The sequence below is a fragment of the Methylobacter sp. genome, from assembly GCF_023227905.1.
Classification (GTDB): domain Bacteria; phylum Pseudomonadota; class Gammaproteobacteria; order Methylococcales; family Methylomonadaceae; genus Methylobacter_A.
In genome coordinates this window covers 1-22,928 of sequence record NZ_JALOCF010000058.1, presented here as the reverse complement: position 1 = coordinate 22,928, position 22,928 = coordinate 1, and the positions used below count along the sequence as shown (strand labels likewise).

The 22,928-nt window shown below is 51.0% G+C and carries 13 protein-coding genes; 7 read left to right on the top strand and 6 right to left on the bottom strand.

Translation table 11 applies throughout. From position 1 onward, the window contains the following. A partial coding sequence (locus tag M0R47_RS18325; protein WP_292557474.1) for a beta-ketoacyl synthase N-terminal-like domain-containing protein occupies positions 1 to 1,170 on the bottom strand: 1,170 nt, incomplete at its 3' end. Next, positions 1,167 to 1,421, bottom strand: a complete 255-nt coding sequence (locus tag M0R47_RS18320) for a phosphopantetheine-binding protein (RefSeq protein ID WP_292557472.1) — start codon at positions 1,419 to 1,421, stop codon at positions 1,167 to 1,169. The genes M0R47_RS18320 and M0R47_RS18325, both read right to left, overlap by 4 nt. A gap of 340 nt (positions 1,422 to 1,761) precedes the next feature. Between M0R47_RS18320 and M0R47_RS18315 the strand changes: the two genes are divergently transcribed. From M0R47_RS18315 to M0R47_RS18300, 4 genes are all read left to right on the top strand, one after another. Next, positions 1,762 to 3,042 (top strand): hydroxymethylglutaryl-CoA synthase family protein, encoded by a 1,281-nt coding sequence (locus M0R47_RS18315; RefSeq protein ID WP_292557470.1) that lies wholly within the window; start codon positions 1,762 to 1,764, stop codon positions 3,040 to 3,042. A 70-nt stretch (positions 3,043 to 3,112) separates the two neighbouring features. Then, positions 3,113 to 3,502 (top strand): GxxExxY protein, encoded by a 390-nt coding sequence (locus M0R47_RS18310; protein WP_292557469.1) that lies wholly within the window; start codon positions 3,113 to 3,115, stop codon positions 3,500 to 3,502. Positions 3,503 to 3,576: 74 nt separating this feature from the next. After that, on the top strand, positions 3,577 to 4,260 hold the full coding sequence (locus M0R47_RS18305) for a 4'-phosphopantetheinyl transferase superfamily protein (RefSeq protein ID WP_292557467.1): 684 nt from the start codon (positions 3,577 to 3,579) through the stop codon (positions 4,258 to 4,260). A 2-nt stretch (positions 4,261 to 4,262) separates the two neighbouring features. Beyond that, positions 4,263 to 5,264 (top strand): acyltransferase domain-containing protein, encoded by a 1,002-nt coding sequence (locus tag M0R47_RS18300; RefSeq protein WP_292557465.1) that lies wholly within the window; start codon positions 4,263 to 4,265, stop codon positions 5,262 to 5,264. An 8-nt stretch (positions 5,265 to 5,272) separates the two neighbouring features. Here the strand turns inward: M0R47_RS18300 and M0R47_RS18295 are convergent, their stop codons facing one another. From M0R47_RS18295 to M0R47_RS18285, 3 genes are all read right to left on the bottom strand, one after another. Continuing rightward, positions 5,273 to 6,196, bottom strand: a complete 924-nt coding sequence (locus M0R47_RS18295) for a prohibitin family protein (RefSeq protein ID WP_292557464.1) — start codon at positions 6,194 to 6,196, stop codon at positions 5,273 to 5,275. Positions 6,197 to 6,199: 3 nt separating this feature from the next. Beyond that, complete coding sequence (locus tag M0R47_RS18290) at positions 6,200 to 7,831, bottom strand: cyclic peptide export ABC transporter (RefSeq protein WP_292557462.1); 1,632 nt, start codon at positions 7,829 to 7,831, stop codon at positions 6,200 to 6,202. Positions 7,832 to 8,105: 274 nt separating this feature from the next. Continuing rightward, complete coding sequence (locus M0R47_RS18285) at positions 8,106 to 8,615, bottom strand: DUF697 domain-containing protein (RefSeq protein WP_292557460.1); 510 nt, start codon at positions 8,613 to 8,615, stop codon at positions 8,106 to 8,108. Between the two features lie 146 nt (positions 8,616 to 8,761). On the opposite strand from M0R47_RS18285, the gene M0R47_RS18280 reads away from it, so the two are divergent. Beyond that, a complete protein-coding gene (locus M0R47_RS18280; protein ID WP_292557458.1) occupies positions 8,762 to 10,138 on the top strand; it encodes a PfaD family polyunsaturated fatty acid/polyketide biosynthesis protein in 1,377 nt (458 codons plus the stop codon). Here M0R47_RS18280 and M0R47_RS18275 read toward each other — a convergent pair. Beyond that, the gene (locus M0R47_RS18275) at positions 10,128 to 11,162 is read right to left on the bottom strand and encodes a phytanoyl-CoA dioxygenase family protein (RefSeq protein WP_292557457.1); all 1,035 of its coding nucleotides are present in this window, start codon (positions 11,160 to 11,162) and stop codon (positions 10,128 to 10,130) included. The genes M0R47_RS18280 and M0R47_RS18275 overlap by 11 nt on opposite strands. 193 nt (positions 11,163 to 11,355) lie before the next feature. Here M0R47_RS18275 and M0R47_RS18270 point away from each other — a divergent pair, with 193 nt between their 5' ends. Continuing rightward, on the top strand, positions 11,356 to 12,366 hold the full coding sequence (locus M0R47_RS18270) for a class I SAM-dependent methyltransferase (protein WP_292557456.1): 1,011 nt from the start codon (positions 11,356 to 11,358) through the stop codon (positions 12,364 to 12,366). A gap of 243 nt (positions 12,367 to 12,609) precedes the next feature. Beyond that, positions 12,610 to 22,928: SDR family NAD(P)-dependent oxidoreductase (locus M0R47_RS18265; protein WP_292557455.1), on the top strand; the 10,319-nt coding region annotated here is incomplete at its 3' end.

Sequence of the window (22,928 nt, the reverse complement as noted above, 5' to 3'; positions counted from 1 at the left end):
TTCCAGGTTGATGTTCGGATGGATGAATCCTTGCTGCATTTGCACGACCGTGGCGATGATTTCGACAACACCGGCCGAGTACAGGCAATGGCCGGTCAAGCCCTTGGTGGCGTTTAGTCGGACACGGGCGAAATGTTCTCCAAAGACCTGTTCAATGGCCTGGATTTCGACCTTATCGCCTAAGGGCGACGAACTGCCGTGCGTATTCACATAGTCGATTTCGTTGGCGGCGAGGCCGCTTTGTTGTAACGCGGCATTCATGGCTTTCGCCTCGCCGTCGATGTCGGGCTGCGCTGAGGCGGTGGCATGAAGATTGATGGCGCCGCCCAATATGTTTGCCAGGCCGGGCACGTTCCGGGTGTTGGCGCTGGTAGCGGATTCCAGGACCAGGCAGGCAGAGGCTTGGCCGTAAATAAAACCCTCGTGCAAGGCATCGAACGGCCGACAGGCTTTTTCCGGCTGATCGTGGAATTGTTTGCCGCCCATGGCTCCGATCGTACAAAACCCCTGAATCTCCATCGGCGACAAATCGGCGGCCACGCCGACCACAACGCAGGCATCGACCAGTCCGGCCTGAATCAATCGGGCGCCGTGGATGACGCCGACATTGCCGGAGGCTGAAGCCCCGCCGGTTACGAAACCTTCCCCCCGGATATTGAATATTTCGCTCAATACGCCGATCTGGTTGCTGTCCATAAACTGCAATGCGTAGCGCGGCGACAGGTATTCCGGGTTGCGTTGGAAATCGGAGCAGAGCGAGTATTGGTAATTCTGCGTGGTATTGTGTCCGGCGATAACCAGCCCGATCCGCTCCGGTTCAATGGGCTTGTCATCCAGCCGGGCCTGCCTCCAGGCCTGTAAGGCTGAAATAACCGATGTTTGTATCGTAAACGGGGCGCGTCGTGTAACGTGCAGCACGGATTGAGTCAGGTGTTCGGGCATATCTGAAAACTGCCCGAGCATTTGCTCAAAATTGAAGCCGTCAATTTCTGCGCTGATAGCGACGGCTAAAGGCGGCGTTGTGCTTCGGGCTATCCGCCTGACGCCCGATTTGCCGTCGGCCAATGACTGGGTGAACTCGGCTATATTATGGCCGATAGCCGAGACGATCCCCATGCCGGTGATTTGCACGCATGGCGAGGATTTAGGCGAATGCTTTTTTTCCGTCATTGTGCATTGTTGAATAAGACATCGACCAAGCCTTCGATATTGGTCACGCCGGCAAAACTCAGTAAAGGGATTTTAACGCCCAGATCCTCCATGGATAGGGTGACCACCTCCATTCTGTCGACGGAATTGGCGCCGAGATCGCTTAGGGATTTTTCGATAGTAACCATGTCAGGCTGCACCTTGGGCAGTATGTCCAGGATATTGTTTTTGACGACGTTAAAAACCTCGGTTTTAGTTATTGCATTGCTCATCAGCGTGTGTCCGTGTGTTAGAGTAAATGCCATTATAATTGAAGCGTCGGTTCAAGGGAGGGTGATTAAATCCATACGGCTTAAAAATTGTTTTTTATTACCATGAAGGACATGAAGACAATGAAGGGAAGAGCATTGAGTAATTTGTCGAATAAGTGACGAATTGCGTATTTGTTATAGACTGTCAATATCGCGCATGAAGTCAACACCGTATTTCTTCAAGTCCTTCATGAGCTTCATGGTAAAAATAAATGACGTTTTCCGGGCGGTTATTTCCGCCAAAACCATCTGAAAACAATGTAGAATCAGAACTTTTAAGCATGACCCAGTGAGGAAAATCATGACGCCGGTTGGAATTGAAGCAATGAATCTTTATGGCGGCAGTACGTTTGTAGATGTGATGGAACTGGCGGCTTACAGGCAACTCGATACCGCACGCTTCGATAACCTGCTGATGAAACATAAATCGGTCGCGCTGCCTTATGAAGATCCGGTGAGCTTTGCGATTAACGCCGCCAAACCGGTTATCGACCAATTGTCCGAAGCGGAAAAAGACCGTATTGAATTGCTGATTACCTGCTCGGAGTCGGGCATTGATTTCGGCAAGTCAATGAGCACCTACATCCATCATTATCTGGGGTTGAATCGCAATTGCCGGTTGTTTGAGCTGAAGCAGGCCTGTTATTCGGGTACGGCCGGTTTGCAAATGGCGGTAAATTTTATTCTGTCCCAGGCTTCGCCGGGAGCCAAGGCGCTGGTGATTGCCACGGATCTGTCGCGTTTTCTTGTGACTGAAGACGGTGATGCTTTGACCATGGACTGGGCGTTTTTCGAACCCAGCGGCGGCGCGGGCGCGATGGCATTGCTGGTCAGCGAAAAGCCGGAGATATTCCAGCTGGATGTCGGTGCGAACGGTTACTACAGTTTTGAAGTGATGGATACCTGTAGGCCGATTCCCGACAGCGAGGCGGGTAACGCCGATTTGTCGCTGTTGTCGTATCTGGATTGTTGCGACCAGAGTTTTCAGGAGTACCAAAAGCGGGTGACCGGAACCGATTACCGGACGACATTTCAATACCTGTGTTTTCATACGCCATTCGGCGGCATGGTAAAAGGCGCGCACCGTAACATGATGCGCAAGCACACCGATATAAAACGCGATGAAATCAATCAGGATTTTCAGCAGCGGGTACAGCCGGGGCTGACTTATTGCCAGCGCGTCGGCAATATTATGGGCGCAACCGTATTGGTTTCTCTGGCCAGCACCATTGAGCAGGGCGTGTTTGACGTTCCTAAGAGAATCGGCTGTTTTTCCTACGGTTCCGGCTGCTGTTCGGAATTTTACAGCGGCGTGGCAATGGCGTCCGGCCAACAGAAACTTAGAGCCATGGAGCTGGAAAAAAATCTGGATAGCCGGTATCAGTTAAGCATGGGCGAATACGAAACCTTGCTGGAAGGCAGCAACGAGGTCAAGTTCGGCACCCGCAATGTTGTTCCGAATACCGGCTTGCTGCCGGGTGTCTGGCAATCGATCATCGACAATACCGCTGGTAAAGGAACGAAAAGAATTTTTCTAAAGGAAATTAAAGAGTTTTACCGGCAATATGAATGGGTAGGCTAAGCCGGATGCAGATGCCATGATTGAGTTAAGCGGGTGCTGAAGGATAACTTATTTTTCTACCATGAAGGGCATGAAGACAATGAAGGGAAGAGAATTTAGTGATTTGTCGAACAAGGTGATTGGTTGCGTCATTGAAGTTCATAAAACACTCGGTCCTGGATTATTGGAATCTACTTATCAGCAATGTCTTGCCCATGAACTTGGTATTAATCAGATTGAACTCAAAATCGAGTATCCTTTGCCGGTAAAATACAAAGGCATTCACTTGGATTGTGGTTATCGATTAGATTTGTTAATTGAAAATGAAATTATTTTGGAATTAAAAAGTGTTGAACAGTTGGAAGGAATCCACGAGGCACAGCTTTTGACCTATATGAAGCGGGCGAACATTAAACAAGGCTTCCTAACCAACTTTAATGTAAAGCTATTGAAGCAAGGGTTAAGAAGTTTTGTTTTATGAACCGTCAAAATTTCACGCATGAAGTCAATACAACAATGTTTTCAAGTCCTTCATGGGCTTCATGGTAAAAATAAATGACATTTTCTGGAATTAGCACTCAGTTAAGCCGGGACATTGAGCAAATAGAGCATAACTTGAGGCAATGGTTTCCGAATCAGGCGTTTGTAAAGGCGGCCAAAATCCAGGATTATCCGATTCTGCCGGAAGAACAAGCGCTGGTTGCCAATGCGGTCAGTAGCCGCCAACGTGAGTTTGCAACTGGCCGCTGGCTGTCCAGGCAAGGATTGCAGTCTTTCGGCTTGCCGGACCAGCCGGTTGGAATCGGCAGATTAAGAAATCCGCTGTGGCCTGGGTCGGTTTCAGGAACCATCAGTCACGATGGTGAACTTTGCGCTGTCGTGCTAATGCAAGAGCAGGAGCACAGCGAAGCCGGCATCGGTATTGACCTGGTTTCATTGCCGCAGCGAGTTGGCAGGATGGACGAGTTGGCGCCTATGTTTATAGCCAACGCCGATGAGTTGAGCGGTATAACGGCATATAATCTTGCCGTTGATCCGGCGCTGTTATTATTCAGTATCAAGGAGTCGGTAGTAAAGGCTATGTCATTCCAACTGGATAATTTTATCGATATGCGCGAAATTGAAATTTACTGCTCCGATAACTTACGCTTCAGCATATCCGGCAAGTCCGTCAGTGCGGGCATTTTTGCCGCTACAACCGGCAATTATTTAGTCACAGCAGTCAAAGGGTTGTGCTGAAAATGGCTGGGCTTCTAACTGAACAATTAAAGCCAATGGTCTGGATGTTTTCCGGGCAAGGCGCCCAGTATTTTCAGATGGGCAGGGCGCTTTATAACACGAACGAGACTTTCAGATTCTGGATGGACAGGCTGGATCAGGCCGCCGCTAATTATGTCGGGCAGTCGATTGTTGAAATGCTCTATGACGAAAAGCAGCCCAAAAGCCAGCCTTTTGAGCAAACCTTGTACACACACCCTGCGCTATTTATGGTGCAGTATTCGCTGGCTAAAACGCTGCTGGCTGAGAATTTCCCGCCCCCGGATTATCTGTTTGGCGCGAGTCTGGGCGAGTTTGTGGCGGCTGCATTGGCTGATGTTGCCGAGGTGGAGGTCATGCTGTTTGATATTATCAAGCAGGCCCGGTTATTCGATTCGCATTGCAACGGCGGTGCGATGCTGGTTGTTCTTGATGATATTGACAGCTTTCAAACCAATCCCGTGTTTGCAATGGGCTGTGAGCTGGCTGGAATTAATTTTGACCGCTGTTTTGTCGTGTCTGGGCTGAGACGTAATATTTTGCAAATTGCGGGGCATCTCAAGCAGCAGGATATTACCCATCAGCTTTTGCCGGTCTCCGTGGCTTTTCATTCCTCGCTGGTGGATGGGGTTCGGGAAACATTCGGCAAAATGTTTGCAGGCAGCGTTTATCGTCCCGCTAAAATACCGGTTGTTTCATGCGCTGTGTCTGCGGGCGGCAATGACGGGAATGAAAGGTTTTCGCCTGCGTACTGGTGGCGTGTAATACGGCAGCCGATTGAATTCGGGCAGGCATTGGCCCAATTTAAGCATAACCACCCTCAAGCGGTTTATCTGGATATAGGGCCGTCCGGGAATATGGCGGCATTGGCAAAATACAACCTGCCTGAAAGTAGGCATAATCGTACTATGCCGGTCATGACGCCGTTTGGTAATGACCATGAAAGCATCGAGTCGGCTCGTGGCAGGCTTCTAGCGCTGGTTTGATCTAGCGCTTATTGTTTATTCGCGTCCGCTTTGTCGGATTTATCCGCTTTATCTGTCGGCCCGGCGGTATAGTCGCTGCCCAGTATGATCGGCAGGCCGCTTTTGCCGGAGCCGATGATAACGACTTTGGAGTTGTTTGACTTTGCCAGGTCGACCGTTGCATTGATACCTTGCCAGGTCAGGTATTTTTGGGATATGCCGTCGGTAATGGTGTTTTGGAAGTCCCGGATGCCTTCGGCTTCAATCTTTTTGCGCTGTTTTTCCTTTTCTTCACCCAGCAGCCTGAATTCATAGGTTAACGCCACCTGTTTGGCCTGTTCTTTCTGTTCAATCGAATCGCGTACAGTTTCAGGAAGCGTGATGTCGCGAATTAAAATTTCATCAACGAAGACATAATTCCCAACTGATTTTTTTGCGTTTGTGGTGTCGAGCCCGTTGCGGATACTTTGTTGAATGTGTTCTTCAATCAATGTTCGCTTTATCGAGTAAAGTTCTTCCGGTTCATATTGGCCGATAACGTTACGCACATGACTGCCCATTTCCGGTATCAGCAATATATTGACATAGTCCGGGCCGATATAGCGGTGTAGTTCGGGCAGGTGCTCTTCTAAAGGCCGAAAACGAATGGAGGCTTCAACCAATACGCTAAGGCCGTTTTTGCTGAGGGTATTGAACACAACGGTTTCTCGTTGTTGCCGTGTGCTATAGAGTGCCATTTTATCCCACGGGAAGATCAGTGTCGTGCCTTCACTATAGCTGTGTTCCATTTCTGTGCCGCCGAAAAAACGCCGCCACAAAACACCTTTATATCCTGAATCGATACTGATCAGCATCATCGGCAAGGCAGACAGAAACAGCAGCGCGGATAATAGCAGAACAATTGCTATTTCAAGGCGATGAGCTTCAAGCCAGTTATTTAATTTGTTAAGCATGGTCTATTTAGTCCTGGAATGGGTTACTTCGGAGATCAAGCCTTCCTCCATATGGAAATGCCGGTCGCAGCAGTCGAAGTACTTTTCATCGTGGGTAACGGCAATAATGGTTTTACCGTTCGCTTTTAGTTCGGGCAGGATTTCATGGTAAAAAATCTTGCGGAATTGGGGGTCCTGGTCCGCTGCCCACTCGTCAAAAACCATCACCGGCCTGTCCTCGAGTATAGAAATGATCAGCGCAAGACGCTTTTTCTGGCCGGTAGACAGATTCAGCGTATCGAACTCGCCATTAATTAAGCCGGTTTTTTCTTTTAAACCCATGCGTTTGAGTAAATTATCTACGCGCTGTTGATCAATTTCACGAATACCGTAGGTGCGTGAGAACAGGTGATAATCGGCAAGAATTGCGGTAAACATGTTTCGGTATGCGAATATGTTGGCTGCCGAGATCAGCGTATCGTTCAGGCGTATTTGCCCGTCGCACGGTTGATATAGGCCGAGCAAAAGCTTGATCAGAGTGGACTTGCCGGAGCCGTTGCCGCCGGTAAGAAACAGGATTTCATTATGCCGGACTTGCAAATCGATCGGGCCGGTTGAAAAGTTGATGGCATCGAACTCGTCGCGATATTGATGACGAATTTTTTGCAGTGACAGCTTTTCAAACGAAGGAAACAGGGCGCAGTCCTTTTTTAGCAGTTCCTGATGCTTGTCCAGTAACGCTTCCGTTTTGAAAATAAGCGACAAGGATTTTTCTGCATTGGTAAAAGTCGGCATCCATGCAAAAACATTGCTTACCGGTCCCATTAAAAACAGTCCGGCGGTGACGATTTTAATAACCGTGTCAGGGTAAGCGGCAATGCTCAACTGCGGAACCAGAAAAACCAGTACGGCTATTAAAAAGTAAAATGAACTCTGTATAGTGATAAAGTTGATCGCCATATCCAGATTAGCGCGAATCCGGTTGTCTTTCGCCTGTCCGGCCAGTACGCCAGCAGTATGGAGCAAGTCTTGCTCGCGGTCATGATTCAGTTTTATTTCTTTGAAACCTTCCAGTAAGTCGGATAGCGAATAGTAAACGTTTTGCTCGCTGGCAATGGCAAGATCAAGAACTTTATTGGTTTTCTGGCTTCTTTTGTAAGACATCCAGGCGGCGATTGAAATAAATATTAACGTCAGACCAAAAGCAGGCAACGACAGGTAGGCCAGATACAGTGTGGTAAAGGTAATGATGACCAGGCTTTGTAGCGAAACAATAATCGGCAGAGAGGACAGCGACAGGGTATAGGTGTGCTGGTTGATGGCAGTATAGAGCTCCGCCTGACCGATTTTTTCAAGATTCTCAAAATTACAGCCGGAAATCTTATTAAATATCCTGATACGGATGGATTCTATTAGGCCCTCGCCAAGCTTTGTTCCAATTCCCCATACATACTTTTGGGATAGTATGTAAATAAGCAGGCACAGCGCAAAAAACACCACGCCCATCAGTCTGAATTCACTATTTGATGCGTGTTCAGCCGAGGTGTTGAGAATTGCCAGAAGTAAAACGTTGCTTAGCCCGGCCAAGATTGAATAAAACGCGATTTTTCCTTTTGGGGCATCGGTTTCATTCAGAAAAATACGAATTAGATTCACTGGGTTGAAATTTGTATTTTGCTGTCCGGTAAAGATTTATTTCGATTGGGAACGTTCGGCTGTGAAAGCCGAAAGCAAAATAAGCAGAAGAATGCCGACGACTGGGGACAGGAAAAATGAAAGCAGAAACAGGCCGTTAAATCCTAACGGCTGTTTCTTCCCAACTAGGCCGATAAACGCGCATAAAACCAGGTAGATTAAAAAATAAAAAAAAGGCATGTTTGGGTCTCGTTATTAAACGAAAGTTTTTTGCACTTAGAGTGCAACTAAAAAATTATGCAGCCGACTGATCGGTTTTTTTCTTGCCTTCTTCAAAAGCGGCTTTGAAATCGCCTATTTTAGCTTTGGGGTCAAAATTAAACAGGTCGCCGCCATTTTGCAGGTGATTCAACATGACTTGACCAACGGCGTAGGCGGATGCGCCTGCAAGCATGGGCATGCTTAAGGCCGCCAGTACATGGCCTACGCCCGGTACTACTTTGAACAGCGTGGCTGCTGTTACTCCGACCAATAGTTGAGGCGAAAGGCTGCCGATCAGGATGGTTATAATTGAGCGGGTTTTGGATTCGGAAAAAGGTTTATCGTAGATATCCAACAGCTCATTGACCATTTTTATTTCAACCGCGGCGATTGCCGCTACATCCCAGAAAGGGAAAGGAATTGCCCCTGATCCAGCGGCCCAGCCGGTGTACTTGCTGATAACAAGGTTAGCGGCCTGTTCGCGGGTAATGTGAGCCTCTTCAGCTTGGGGTACGATTGATTCGGTTTGTTGTGTCGATGTCACAGTATGATCCCTCTTGATTGTTATTGTTTTGCAGAGACTAGCATAATGATTGCGCCGCATCAAGGTTGTTTTGGCGTATTACAAATTATCGTTCTTAATTTTTTTCTCGATTGACCTGCCATCAAAAACAGGATTAATGTAGCGCTATGATTACTGCTGAAAAATTAGGTTCCGAGCAATTTAAACAGGATTACGGACTGCGTTATGCGTATGTGGCTGGTGCAATGGCCAAGGCTATTGCTTCGAAAGAGCTGGTGGTTCGGATGGGCCAAGCCGGTTATCTTGGCTTTTATGGCACTGGCGGCATGCCGTTGCAGATGATTGAAGCTGCAATTGTGCATATCCAGGAGATATTGTGTCATGGCGAAGCATACGGGATGAATCTGCTAGCCAATCTGTCCCGGCCAAAACAGGAAATGGACACGGTGGACCTGTTTTTGCGTTACGGTATCCATAATCTTGAGGCATCCGCCTATATGCAGATTACCCCCGCACTGGTCAAGTTTCGCTTAAATGGGATCCGCGCTGATGCCCAGGGAAGCTTGATTGTGCCGAACAATGTGATCGCCAAAGTTTCACGGCCCGAGGTGGCGCAGCTTTTTTTGACTCCGGCGCCGGAACAGGTCGTCAGCCGGTTGCTGGAAGAAGGCCAGATTTCGGAGCAGGAGGCAGCCTTGTCTGGGCAGTTGCCGGTGGCTTCCGATCTCTGCGTTGAATCCGATTCCGGCGGACATACCGATATGGGGGTTGCATCGGTTCTGCTGCCCACCATTATTCGCTTGCGCGACAGTCTCCAACAACACTATCAGTATCAAAAAACAGTCAGGATAGGCGCCGCCGGGGGCATCGGCACCCCCGAGTCGGCAGCATGCGCTTTTATGCTGGGTGCCGATTTTATTGTTACCGGCTCGATTAACCAATGCACCGTGGAGGCCGGGACCAGCGATACGGTCAAGGACATGCTGCAAGGGATCAATATTCAAGATACCGCCTATGCCCCAGCCGGTGATATGTTTGAGCTGGGCGCAAAGGTTCAGGTGATGAAGAAAAGCGTTTTTTTTCCTGCAAGGGCCAATAAACTCTATGATCTTTGGCGAAATTACGGTTCGCTGGAGCATATAGACGCTTCAATTCGTAAAGAAATACAGGATAAGTATTTCAAGCGCAGTTTTGACGAGGTCTATCGGGAAACTAAAGGGTATTACATGCAGGAGTTTCCCGCGGAAATTAATAAAGCGGAACGCAGCCCAAAGGCAATGATGGCGTTAATTTTTCGCTGGTATTTTGTCCACACCATGCGTCTTGCACTGGAAGGCAGCAAAGATCAGCGCGTGGATTATCAGGTGCATACCGGCCCGGCCCTGGGCGCATTTAACCAATGGGTTCAGGGTACGTCATTGCAGGATTGGCAGAATCGTCACGTCGATGTCATTGGCGAACATCTAATGCAGGCGTCTGCCGACTACATGAATCGCCGGTTACAGATATTTTTTGTAACGCCATGCCACAGCGTTAAACCCTGAGTTTTAGCTTTTCCTGCTGCGGAATTTTGCTTAAATCCACGCCGTGTTGATGAAGCTCAATGGTGCCCGCTTGTGTGTCGATCAGATACTTGTTGAACTGGCTGCCATGCAAGGTTTTTTTCAATCGAATTTTGCTGTCGTAGACCGGGAGCAACCGGATCATATAGATTTCCCGGTTGTAGTCGGGATTGCGCCAGCTCTCGGCCGCATGGAAAATTTTGTTGTTAAATAAAACAACTTGGCCTGCTTTCCAGTCATTTTTAATAAACTCGTCCATATAATAATCTTTGGCAAAATCGGTGCTGATTTTGTAATTACCCATTAATGCCTTGTATGGCTCACCGTTGATAAAGTCTTTCATTGCTTTGTCGTCAATTTTATCGCTGTCGATATAGCCGTTTTCATCAAGATAGTCGGGGTTGCTTAAAAATGATTCCTCGAATAGTTTTAATAACACATTCCCCGGAATTTTTAATTTACCTTTGGACTCCGGCAGAATGGCTAAGCGGCCGCCGTTCTGTTCGTTAACATCAATAAGCGGGACGTATATCGTTAAATCGTTCTCGGTTTCATAAAAGTGATGAAAGTTTGGTATATCGGAGTGAACGTCTATAAACGATCGATGATTATGGTCATTGCCCAGATAAATATCGTAGGAGGCAACAATAAACCGGGTCTTAAAAAAGCGCTGGAAATTCTGTTGCAATAGGTGCGAACAAATCTGTTCAATAAATGCCTGCTCAAGATGAATGGCTTTGTTATAAGACTTGTCGTATAGCTTCGTGACCATCTTGTTGGCCAGTCCGGGGAACAGGGCGAACAAAGAGCCGGTTACTTTCCCTTCAAGATAAGCCTGGTGCTCGTTTTTGCTGAAATACTGGGGATAATCGTTACGGGCTTCTGCGACATTCTTGTAATGATTCTTCATTTCCTCAAGTAGCCCGGCAGGCAAGGAAACGCCGGTATCGATATAGCCGTTGTTAAAGTAATCATTAAAATATTGCGTGTTCAGAAAGTTTTGCATACCCATCCCCTGATTTATCGTGGTGTCCATCGTTCTTTGCATGAACGCTTTTTATATACTGCTACCGGCTTTATGGCGCAGCTTGACTTTATCCGATTTAGTAGTGAGTATGTTAGCGTTATATCGGGTATCAAATCAAATTAACACGACTGACTAAAATAAATTAGTTGTTGTTTTTAACAGGCTTTTAATAATGACCGCAAATCAAATCGACTTGAAAGAACAGCTAAAAAAACGATTATTCGACAGTATCTCCGCCCAGATCGATTTGATCGGCTATGTGCCCGATGATATAGCCAAGCTGGTTAAAAGCTTCAAATTTGATTCTGGAAATAGTGGTCTTGTGTCGGATGATGCGGGTTTGGAAACAGGGTTAATCGAAAATGAGGGCATCACTGCTAACTACCAGGCCGATAAGGAAAAGCTTGCTGAATTAGTTAACGATCACTATGACAAAATATTTTATGATTGTGAAGGAATGATGGGGATTCTTCATGGAGATACCCAATATAGGAATATAGGATACTGGGACGAGACGACTCTTTCTCAGGATCAGGCATCTGAAAGATTGCAGGATGCTTTGCTCGCTTTTATACCTGAAAAATCAGGGCGAATTCTGGATGTGGCATGCGGGATGGGGGCATCGACCCGTCGTTTGCTGAATCATTACCCGGCTGAGAATATTTGGGCCACCAATATATCGGAAAAACAGATTGAATCAACCCGAAAAAATGCGCCCGGCTGTAATGCGCAAGTTATGAATGCAGTCGATATGGCATTTGATAACGATTTTTTTGACAGTATTTTGTGCATTGAGGCTGCGATGCATTTCGAAACAAGGCAGAAATTTTTTGAAGAGTCCTTCCGAGTATTAAAAACAGGTGGTTATCTGGTTTTGTCGGATATTCTTTTGACCTCTAGGGAAAGATTCTCGCAGCTTCCTATGTATCCCAGCTCCGATAATCATATTGAAACTATCGAAGAGTATTACCAACTACTGTCAGCTGCCGGGTTTAGCGCTATAGAGATTATTGATAAGAGCAAAGATGTGTGGGCAGCTCATTTTTTGCGTGCGATTAACAGGATTCACGAGAAATTCTATTCGGGCGATATTGATATTATCGAACTGACTGATACTTTGTGGACTTATTACAATGCTAACGCTGTGATGGGTACCTGTTTATTTGTAAGTGCGAAAAAATAATTTAACTCATTGCAACCAAGCGCTTTAGCTTGTGCGGAAAAGTCTGCGCCGAGCCATTTTAAGATGGATATTTTCCCCAATTATACCCTATGCATCTTGAGTGTTTTGGCTGTTTCGTGTAACGTCTTATTCAAACCAGAATAATTAGCTTCGGCCGGATTCCGAATGTTGATTGTGCATAAAAATAAAAGAATGCTGTTTATATGATAACCACCATCGATCAGAGAAAACTCTGAACAGACCATGACGCACAACTTATCAGGGCTGTTTAAACAGTGCTCAATTGAAATGGCAAGGCGCGGCCAGACGCGGTTTGTCGATTACCTTTCTTCGACCGGCATAGCCGCGCCTACTGTTGAACATGACGTCAGTCGGTTATTACGGCATTCAGCCATCGCACCGATTGACTGTTTGCTGGCAGCCTCAGCCACCGGGCTGGTACCTTCTCAGCAACCGCCAGAACATTTTTCCGACAACGCATCCTGCAATCAGTACTTATTAAAGCATCTTGAACGCAGGGAATATTGTATTCGAACTGCACAAACCGATGATCTGCCTGCATTGCTGTTGCTGGAGGAACGTTGCTGGGCTGAACAGCTACGCACCCCTGACGCTGTTTTAAAGCAAAGAATACGCAGCTACCCGCAAGGTCAGTTGGTGCTGGTTATTGATGATGCTGTTGTCGGCGTCATTTATTCCCAGCGTATCGAGAGTACAGACGCGTTAAACGGCATAACGGTTGCGCAGGTCGACTCGCTGCACAATTCGGCGACAAGGGTTGTGCAACTGCTGGCGGTTAATATCCTGCCGGACATGCAGCAGCAAAATCTGGGCGATCAGCTGCTGGAATTTATGCTGATCTACCGCAGTCTGCAAAAAGACGTGCAAGCCGTGGTGGCGATTACGCTGTGCAAAAACTTCGACAGCACCGCAGGGGTTGTGATTGAGGACTATATTCGGCAGCGTAACGAGCAAGGCGTGCTGGCGGATCCGATTTTGCGCTTTCATGAATTGCATGGAGCGGCAATTGAACGGCTGATGCCGGGCTACAGGCCCCTCGATTACAAAAATGAAGGCTGCGGCGTATTGGTTAGCTACGATATCCATCATCGTAGCCGCAATGACATGCGATTTGATCCAGCAAAAAATATGCAATTCACGCGTTCAGAAATTCGCAGCTATCTGCAAAACGCGGTTAGCGATTGTCTGGGTGAGCAACGGAAATCAGCGTTTTCCTTCGACAGGCCGTTGATGGAGATGGGACTGGATTCCGCCGACCTGCTTGAGCTGAACGAGAAAATCGCATTCAAATATCAATTGCCGCTAACCCCGGCTTTTTTCTTTCAGTACAACACGACCGATAAAATAGCCGGGTATCTCTGTGAGCGTGTTGCACCGGATCAAGGTTTCAAAAAAAGCGATGAACGGCAGACAACAGCACGAGCAGCGATAAAACCAAATGATCCGGTCAGGGCTCAGGATGTCGCAATCGTCGGCATGGCCTGCCGGTTGCCGGGCGGTATCGACACGCCCGAGGATTTTTGGCAGTGTTTGCAAGCCGGCGTTTCAGTCGTTGGCGAGTTACCGGCAGGGCGTTGGCAGTGGCCGGACGAAATCGATCCGGTCGACAAACACAAAGGCATTGACCGAGGCGGTTTTCTGGATAATGTGGCGGCATTCGATGCGCCTTTTTTCCGTATATCGCCTGCGGAAGCCGAATCCATGGATCCCCAGCAGCGCATCTTGCTGGAGCTTGCTTGGCAAGCGATAGAACACGCCGGGTATGCGCCGGATTCGCTGGCAGGGAGCAACACCGGGGTTTTTATCGGCGCCAGCGGTTCCGATTACGCCCGGCTTCTCGATCAGTCCCGAGGCCCTGTCGATGCGCATTATGGCACCGGCAACTCAATGGCGGTGTTGGCCAACCGGATTTCCTATTTTTACGATTTTCATGGCCCTAGTCTGTTGCTGGATACTGCTTGTTCCAGTTCGCTGGTGGCGGTGCATAAGGCGGTGCAGTCGATACAGGCAGGAGAATCGTCGCAGGCCTTGGTCGGCGGTATTAACCTGATTTGCCATCCGGCCAACAGTATCGCTTATTACAAGGCCGGCATGCTGGCGAAAGACGGCCGCTGCAAAACCTTCGATCAACAGGCCAACGGTTATGTGCGCAGCGAAGGCGCGGTCATGCTGCTGTTGAAACCGCTGGCCTCGGCCGTGACCGATCACGACAGAATCTACGCCGTCATTAAGGGCACGGCCTGCAACCACGGCGGGCAGGCCGGCGGATTGACCGTTCCCAACCCCGAGCGGCAAGCCCGGCTGCTGCAAACCGCGTGGCAGTCTGCGGAAATCAACCCAAGCTCATTGGGATACATTGAAGCGCATGGTACCGGCACTTCGCTGGGTGATCCGATTGAAATTCAAGGTCTGAAGCAAGCCTTTGCCGAGTACGGCATGCAGCCCGAAAAAAGCTGCGGTCTGGGCTCGGTAAAAACCAATCTGGGACATCTGGAGGCGGCGGCCGGAATCACCGGATTATTAAAAACGGTGCTGTGCCTGCAACATAGGCAATTGCCTGCATCCTTGTATTTCCATCAGCTTAATGAACATATTCAGTTGTCCGATTCCGGTTTATATGTCGTCGACCGGTTACAGTCTTGGGAGCAGCCGGCAGATTACGAGCCGAGAATCGCCGCAGTCAGCAGTTTCGGTTCCGGCGGCGCCAATGCGCATGCGGTTCTGGCGGAGTATCCATCGGATGTCGACACAGCTGCCGACGAAGCGGACGGGCCATTGGTGTTTGTGTTGTCGGCCAAGACGAGGCCGCAATTGCAAGTTTATGCGCAAAAATATATCGGCTGGCTAAGTGATGATAGCAGCAGGGCGGTATCGCTGGACGATCTGGTTTATACCTTGCAGATAGGCCGTCAGGCCATGGAAGAGCGTCTGGCGCTGGTGATTAGGGACCGTCAGGACTTGCTCGGCAAACTGGCCGAATTCTGCTCAAATCAGGAGAGCCATAGCCAGGTCGTCAATAGTAAAACCGCTCCTGCCCAATTCAAAGAACTGACCGAAGGCGAGGCAGGGCAGGCGTTTATCCGTTCGCTGGCCGCGCAACGCGACTGGGACAGAATTGCCTTGCTTTGGCTGTCCGGCGTTGAAGTGGACTGGTCGTTGCTGTACGAGAGCGGGCAGCCGCGACGGATCGCCGCGCCCACTTATCCGTTTGCGAAGCACACCTACTGGCTGCCGGATGCCGGGTTGCCGTTGGCAAGCAATGTTGTTGCTAAATCCGGGGTTAATCTGGCAAACGATGAAGTGCGTCCGACCGTGCTGGCTCCATTGTGGCGTCCGGTTATCGACAGTAAAACTACAGGCTTGTTTCCCAACCATGATGACGGCGTGCTGATTATCGGCGGAAGCTTGCAGCAACAGCAGGCCATACGGTCGGTGTATGCGGCCGCGCAATCGATAGCCATCGATCCTGCCGTCACCATCGAGTCATTAAGTCATCGACTCCGGCAGCTTGGCAATCTGGATCATATTATCTGGATAGCACCAAAGCCGGACGAGGAATCGGGGCTGATCGAGCAGCAAAACTCCGGTCTGCTGCATGTTTTTAAACTGGTCAAGGCCTTGCTGGCCCTGTCGTACGGCAATAGGGATCTGAACTGGACGGTGATAACCTGCCGGACGCAAGCGGTATTTAACGAAGATGTGACGGATCCCGCTCATGCGGGTGTGCATGGCTTGGCCGGCGCGCTGGCGAAGGAATATCCCCGCTGGTCGATTCGGGCGCTGGATATGGAAAATCATCTGGATTGGCCTGTGCATGAATTGATGAGTTTACCGGCTGACCGGCAGGGCGATGTGCTGGCTTTTCGCGGCGGCCAGTGGTTCAAGCGTTTCCTGAGTCCGGTCGAAAAACTGCCGGAATCGACACCCGCTTATCGGCAGCGCGGCGTTTATGTGGTGATCGGAGGCAGTGGCGGCATCGGTGAGGCGTGGACGCGTCATGTGATTCAGCATTATCAGGCGCAGGTTATCTGGGTAGGCAGACGCCGGCCGGACGCGGCGATTCAGGCAAAGCTGGATGCGCTGGCCGAGCTAGGCCCTGCGCCGGTTTATGTGGTTGCAGACGCGTCGAATCCTGAGTCGCTACAGGCGGCCTATGCAATAATCAAGCAACGCTGGCCGGTCGTTCATGGTGTGATCCATTCGGCGGTAGGGCTGTTCGATCACAGTCTGGTCGAGATGGACGAACAGCGGTTCCGGGACATTCTTTCGGCCAAAATCGACATCAGCGTGAACCTGGCGCAGGTGTTTGAACATGAAGCGCTGGATTTCATGCTGTATTTTTCCTCCGTCGTGGCGCTGGAGAAAAACGGCGGCCTCAGCGGTTATGCCGCTGGCGGGGCATTTGAAGATGCATTTGCATTGCATCTGGCCAAACAACGGACTTGCGCGGTTAAAGTCATTAACTGGGGGCATTGGGATATTGGCACCGGCGATGCCATTTCCGCGGCCACGAAAATCCGTCTGCAACTCAGCGGCATTATTCCGATACAACCGGACGAGGCCATGTCCGTGCTGCAAGGGCTGCTGACCGCACCGATAAACCAGCTGGCGCTGCTGAAAACTTCACGGCTCGATGTATTGCCAATGATCGACCCGGATCAAAACCTGAGTATCTACGCGGATACCGCTCCCCGATGCATTGACCTGATTCCGCCGGTTTCGGAAGAACTGAACAAGCGGGTTGAAACGCTTAAACCGTTAAGTATTTTCAACAACGCGGAATTGGAAGCGCAGTTATTGCCGTTGTTTGCCGGTACGCTACAGTCGCTGGGTCTGTTTGATGAATCCGGCGAAAGTCCGCACGGTTTTTACAGTCAGTGGCTGGAGGCAAGCCGGAAAACACTAGCCGAACAGGGGTTTAGCCGGGTCGCATCGGGCAATCCCGAGCAACACTGGCAGGCATGGGAAAAAGCCAAGCGAGATTTTGCTAATGCCGACTTAAGCGCTGCGGTCGAGCTGGCGGAAGCCTGTTTAAGGGCGCTGCCGGATATTCTGTCCGGCCGCAGCCGCGCCACCGATATTCTGTTTCCCGACTCGTCGATGCGGCGCGTGGAAGGCATTTACCGGAACAACGCGGTTGCCGATTATTTCAACCGTATCCTGGCCGAATCGCTGGTTGCCGCTGTCGAGATCCGCTTGCAAAAAGATCCGGATGCGCAGTTGCACATCCTGGAAATCGGCGCAGGGGCGGGCGGCAGCACCGCGACGCTCCTGCCGCTATTGGAGCCGTATCGGCAGCATATTGCGGAGTATGCCTATACCGATGTGTCCAAGGCGTTTTTGTTTCATGCCGAAGAACAGTTTGTTAAGGACTATCCGTATGTTCGCCCGAAACTGTTCGATGTCGAAAAGCCGCTTGCCGGCCAGGACATAGCCGCGCAGCACTACGATCTGGTGATAGCCACCAATGTGTTGCATGCCACGCGCAATATTCGGCAGACACTGTCGAACGCCAAAGCGGCGTTACGCAAAAACGGCCTGTTGCTGCTGAATGAAATCAGCGGCAAGTCGCTGTTTGCGCACCTGACGTTCGGCTTGCTGGAAGGATGGTGGCTGTCGGAAGACCAGCCGCTGCGCATTCCCGATGCGCCCGGATTGTATCCTGAAACCTGGAAGCGGGTTCTGGGGCAGGAAGGATTTGGCTCTGTGCTGTTTCCGGCGCCGGATACGCATGTACTCGGTCAGCAGGTGATTGTTGCGGAAAGCGATGGTGTTGTCCGGCAGCAAAAAACGCTGCAAAAACCGCCGGTCAATCCAGCCCCGCTTGTGCAGCCGAGCTCTGCGGATGAACTTTCGCACCCCGCCGTTATCAACTCTGATGAGGGGCTAAAAGAGGCAAGCAATTTTCAGTTGAAAAAACTGGCCGCCAAGACCCTTAGAATGAACAGTCAGGACATTGATGCGCTGGAACCGTTGGAAACCTACGGCATCGATTCGATTCTTGTGGTGCAGATTACCAACTCCTTGCGGGAAATATTTCCCGATGTCCGCAGCACGCTGTTATTTGAATGCCAGACCATCGACGCGCTGAGCGATTATTTTATTAACAACAACAAAAACCAGTTAATCCAGCTGACCGGCTTGCAGGCTCAATCCGCCGCATCGGAACCTTCGCGGCCTCAGGTTCAGGCGAGTGCGGAAAAAACCGCCGGGTGCGATGATAAGGCGCAGCTTTACAGATCCGATAACAAACCGGATGCCGAGCCGGACGCGATAGCCGTTATCGGCATGAGCTGCCACTTTCCGCAGGCGGATACTATCGATGACTATTGGCAAATACTAAAGTCCGGGCAAGATTGTATCCGGGAAGTTCCCTCTGATCGTTGGCCGATGCAGGACTTTTTTGATGCCGACCCGGATCAGGCGGTCGAGCAGGGCAAAAGCTACAGCAAGTGGGGCGGATTTCTGGATAACGTGACCGATTTCGATCCGTTGTTTTTCAATATTTCGCCGAAAGAAGCCATCGCCATCGATCCGCAAGAGCGGCTATTCCTGCAAACCGCCTGGGAGACGCTGGAAGATGCCGGTTACACCCGCGAGCGTCTGGTCAACGATTTTAAGCAACAGGTCGGCGTTTTTGCCGGTATTACCCGAACCGGTTTCGATTTGTTCGGGCCCGAGTTGTGGCGGCAAGGCCAGACCGTCTACCCGCATACCTCGTTCAGCTCGGCGGCCAACCGCGTGTCCTATTTCCTGAATGCGCGCGGGCCGAGTGTGCCGGTGGATACCATGTGCTCGTCCTCGTTGACCGCCATTCATCAAGCCTGTCAAAGCCTGCGCAGCGGCGAATGCCGGTTGGCGATTGCCGGCGGCGTGAATATTTATCTGCACCCGTCCGGCTATGTCGGCCTCAGCGCATCGCGCATGTTATCCAAAGACGGCGTTTGCAGAAGCTTCGGCAAAGGCGGCAACGGTTTTGTGCCGGGCGAAGGTTCGGGCGCGGTTTTGCTGAAGCCCTTGTCTCAGGCGATAGCGGATAACGACCGGATTTATGCAACGATACGCGCAACCCATGTCAATCATGGCGGCAAAACCAACGGCTATACCGTGCCCAATCCGCAAGCCCAGGCCGAACTGGTCAGGGATACGCTGCAAAAAGCGGGCGTTAATGCGCGCGCGGTCAGCTATATTGAAGCGCACGGCACCGGTACAGAGCTAGGCGACCCGATTGAAGTATCGGGACTGACCCAGGCCTTCCGGCACACTACGCAGGATACCGGCTTTTGCGCGCTGGGTTCTGCGAAAGCCAATGTCGGCCATCTGGAGGCTGCGGCCGGAATCGCCGGGTTTATCAAGGTCATTCTGCAGCTGCGTCATGGACAGCTTGCGCCCAGCCTGCATGCGGCTGAATTGAACCCGAATATCGATTTTGACAAAACCCCGTTTGTTGTCCAGCAAACACTGGCGGACTGGCAACGTCCGCTGCTGGAGCATCAGGGCGAGCTAAAGGAATTTCCGCGCATAGCCGGCATATCCGCGTTCGGCGCAGGCGGGGCCAACGCCCATGTGCTGGTCGAAGAATACCGGCAACCGGAACGCCTGCCGCCAGACGCCGGGCAGGGCTGCGTTGTTGTGCTGTCCGCCAAAAACGAGGAACGGCTTAAAGCCTATGCGGGCAGGCTGCATGACTTTATCGGTCGGCGTATCGCCGATGGTGACGAGCTAGAGTTGGCGGATTTGGCCTACACGCTCCAGGTCGGCCGCGAGCAGATGGATGAGCGTCTGGCGCTGGTCGCGCATTCGCTGGTCCAATTGCAGGAAAAACTCAGAGCCTATATCGGCGGTCAGGACGAGGTGGAGGATCTTTATCAGGGACAGGTCAAGCGCCACAAGGAACTGATTGCGGCGTTTGCCGGCGATGAATCGATGCAGCAAACGGTGGATACCTGGTTCAGGCAGCGTAAGTATTCCAGGTTGCTGAATCTCTGGACTAAAGGCATGGACATCGATTGGGCAGGGCTTTATCAGGGGCAGCACGTCCCCCGGCGGATTAGTCTGCCGACCTATCCTTTCGCGGCGACCCGTTATTGGTTGCCGTTGGTTGAAATAGAGAGGACACCGCAGAAGATCGTTGACGTTACCAGTGCTCCAGCGCTACGGTCTAATGCTGTGGTCTTAAGCACTACAAAGCCCTCTCCAGAGGGAGAAGGAGTACGTACCCTTAAGTCAACAGCATTAGCGCCGCGACCAGATAACACTCTGTCTATGCCGGCGGCACCACTCTCAGCTATAGGACCCGTTACAGTCGGCAGATCGGAGGCTCCTGCACAGCAGCCTTGCGCTGATTCCGCCGTTCCGGCCAAGCCGAATGGCATTTCACTGCTGCAACCAACCTCGTGTCCGACAACATTCCAGGTTCAAAGCGCAATGAAGCAAATTAGTCTTAAACCATTGCAAAGTTATGGTTCAGCCTCCGGCACTTTTAATACGATAGCCTCCACCGGCGATAATCCCGGCATTACCCTTTACGATTATGGTGACGGTATTTTTGCCGTTAAGCCTGATAACGCGGACGGACAGCCGATTGCGATAGACAGCGCTTGCGCAGGGCTGATCGAATGTCTGCAATGGGTGAACGCGCTGGCCGAAGATAAGTCAGGGTCTGGCGCTCCGGCAAAAACGCTGTTGCTGACCGGGCTGGGCCAACTTTTTGCCGCTGAAGATGACTCGGCGGCAACGCGTTCGATCAGCAACGCGGCTTCGTCCATAGCCGGTTGTGTCGTTCCTGTGATCGCCGTACTGATCGGTAAAAACAGCTACAACGCGATGCTGATGGCTGCCGCCAGCGAGGTCATGATCTGTAGCACGGAAGGGTCGTACAGCTTTTATTCGCCTGTTGTTTCCGGGCAGGAATACCGGCTTTTTACCGAACGTTTCGGCGGAGCTTGCGCGGGCAAAATAGTATCGGTCCCAGGCCAATTGAGCGGAGCTTCATTAAGGCAGGCCGGACTGACGATGCCGGTCGTCGGGCAGGCGGAGATTGATGACTATGCGCTGGAAACAGCCCGCAGCATCGCGGAGATATCCGGCACGGCGTCGGCTGAACTGAAAAAACATTTGTCCTCACGGGTCAGACAGTTGACTGAAAACCTTGCCGCTCCGTTCACGCCTGTGGTTGCGAGCAGCATGTCGGAGCCAATCGATACGGGTAGGCTAGATGCTGGCTTCGTCTGGTCTCCGGGCCGCGCAACTGCCGGTGCGGAAACGCCGGAGCCGGTAGCCCTCGATTCTGAGGTGGTTACGCTGCAAAAGTACCGCAACGGCGTAGTGGTAATGAATCTGTGCGACCGAGCCAGCAAAAACACCTTTTCACCCGAGTTTGTCAGCGGCGTCATTGCGGCCTTTGATCATATCAATAACACGCCTGACTACAAGGCGGTGGTGCTGACCGGCTATGACAATTATTTTGCCTGCGGCGGCACCAAGCAGGGCTTGCTGGCGATCCAGAACGGCAGCGCCCGGTTTACCGACGAGCAGAGTTACAGCATGCCGTTGGCCTGCGAGATTCCGGTGATTGCGGCGATGCAGGGACACGCGATCGGCGCCGGATGGGCGATGGGGCTGTTCTGCGATTGGGCGGCTTACAGCGAAGAAAGCGTCTACCAGAGTCCGTATATGCTGTACGGCTTTACGCCGGGCGCGGGTTCGACGCTGATCTTCCCGGAGCGGCTGGGCCACGATTTAAGCCGGGAAGTTTTACTGACCGCCAGGGAATTTCAGGGCCGTGAATTAAAGCGACGGGGCATTGCCATGCCGGTCATGCCCCGTAGCGAGGTATTCGATTATGCGCTGGCATTGGCTAACCATCTGGCGTTGTCGACCAGAGACCAGCTTGTGCGGCAAAAGAACCTGCGCAGCGAGTCGATCCGGCAGCGCTTGCCGGATGTTTTTGCGAAGGAACTGGCGATGCATGACAAGACCTTCGTCGGCAATCAGGACGTCATTGACAACATCAACCGGCATTTCAATGAGGCCGCCGCGCAAGACCAGCCGGCTCAAGCGTCAAACATCGGCGCGCGGGCATGTAGCCAGCAGTCTCCGCAGCAGGTGCTTGAGAGCCTGAGGCAAAGTCTGGCCGAGGAGCTGCAAATGCAGCGGGAACAGGTCGATGATGAGACAGCCTTTATCGACATGGGCTTGGATTCGATTACCGCCGTCACCTGGATCAGAAAGATCAATAAACAGTTTGGTTTGTCGATAGGCGCAACCAAAGTTTACAGTTCCCCGACCTTGACCCAGTTTACCGAATTTGTGCTGTCCCAGATGGATGAGCCGCAACCGGCACCCACTATTAATACAGCTATCGATACGGGAACGGTTCAGGAAAACGGCGATCAACTGCTGGCATGGCTCAGGGAAACCTTGGCCAGGGAGCTGTTGATGAGCCCGGAAACGCTGGACGATGACATGAAGTTTATCGACATGGGGCTGGATTCGATTACCGCGGTCACCTGGATCAGGGCGATCAACAAACGCTATGG

Coding starts and splice junctions, on each gene's coding strand:
- M0R47_RS18320 (WP_292557472.1), bottom strand. CDS start 1,421: ATGAGCAATGCAATAACTAAAACCGAGGTTTTTAACGTCGTCAAAAAC.
- M0R47_RS18315 (WP_292557470.1), top strand. CDS start 1,762: ATGACGCCGGTTGGAATTGAAGCAATGAATCTTTATGGCGGCAGTACG.
- M0R47_RS18310 (WP_292557469.1), top strand. CDS start 3,113: ATGAAGACAATGAAGGGAAGAGAATTTAGTGATTTGTCGAACAAGGTG.
- M0R47_RS18305 (WP_292557467.1), top strand. CDS start 3,577: ATGACATTTTCTGGAATTAGCACTCAGTTAAGCCGGGACATTGAGCAA.
- M0R47_RS18300 (WP_292557465.1), top strand. CDS start 4,263: ATGGCTGGGCTTCTAACTGAACAATTAAAGCCAATGGTCTGGATGTTT.
- M0R47_RS18295 (WP_292557464.1), bottom strand. CDS start 6,196: ATGCTTAACAAATTAAATAACTGGCTTGAAGCTCATCGCCTTGAAATA.
- M0R47_RS18280 (WP_292557458.1), top strand. CDS start 8,762: ATGATTACTGCTGAAAAATTAGGTTCCGAGCAATTTAAACAGGATTAC.
- M0R47_RS18275 (WP_292557457.1), bottom strand. CDS start 11,162: ATGCAAAACTTTCTGAACACGCAATATTTTAATGATTACTTTAACAAC.
- M0R47_RS18270 (WP_292557456.1), top strand. CDS start 11,356: ATGACCGCAAATCAAATCGACTTGAAAGAACAGCTAAAAAAACGATTA.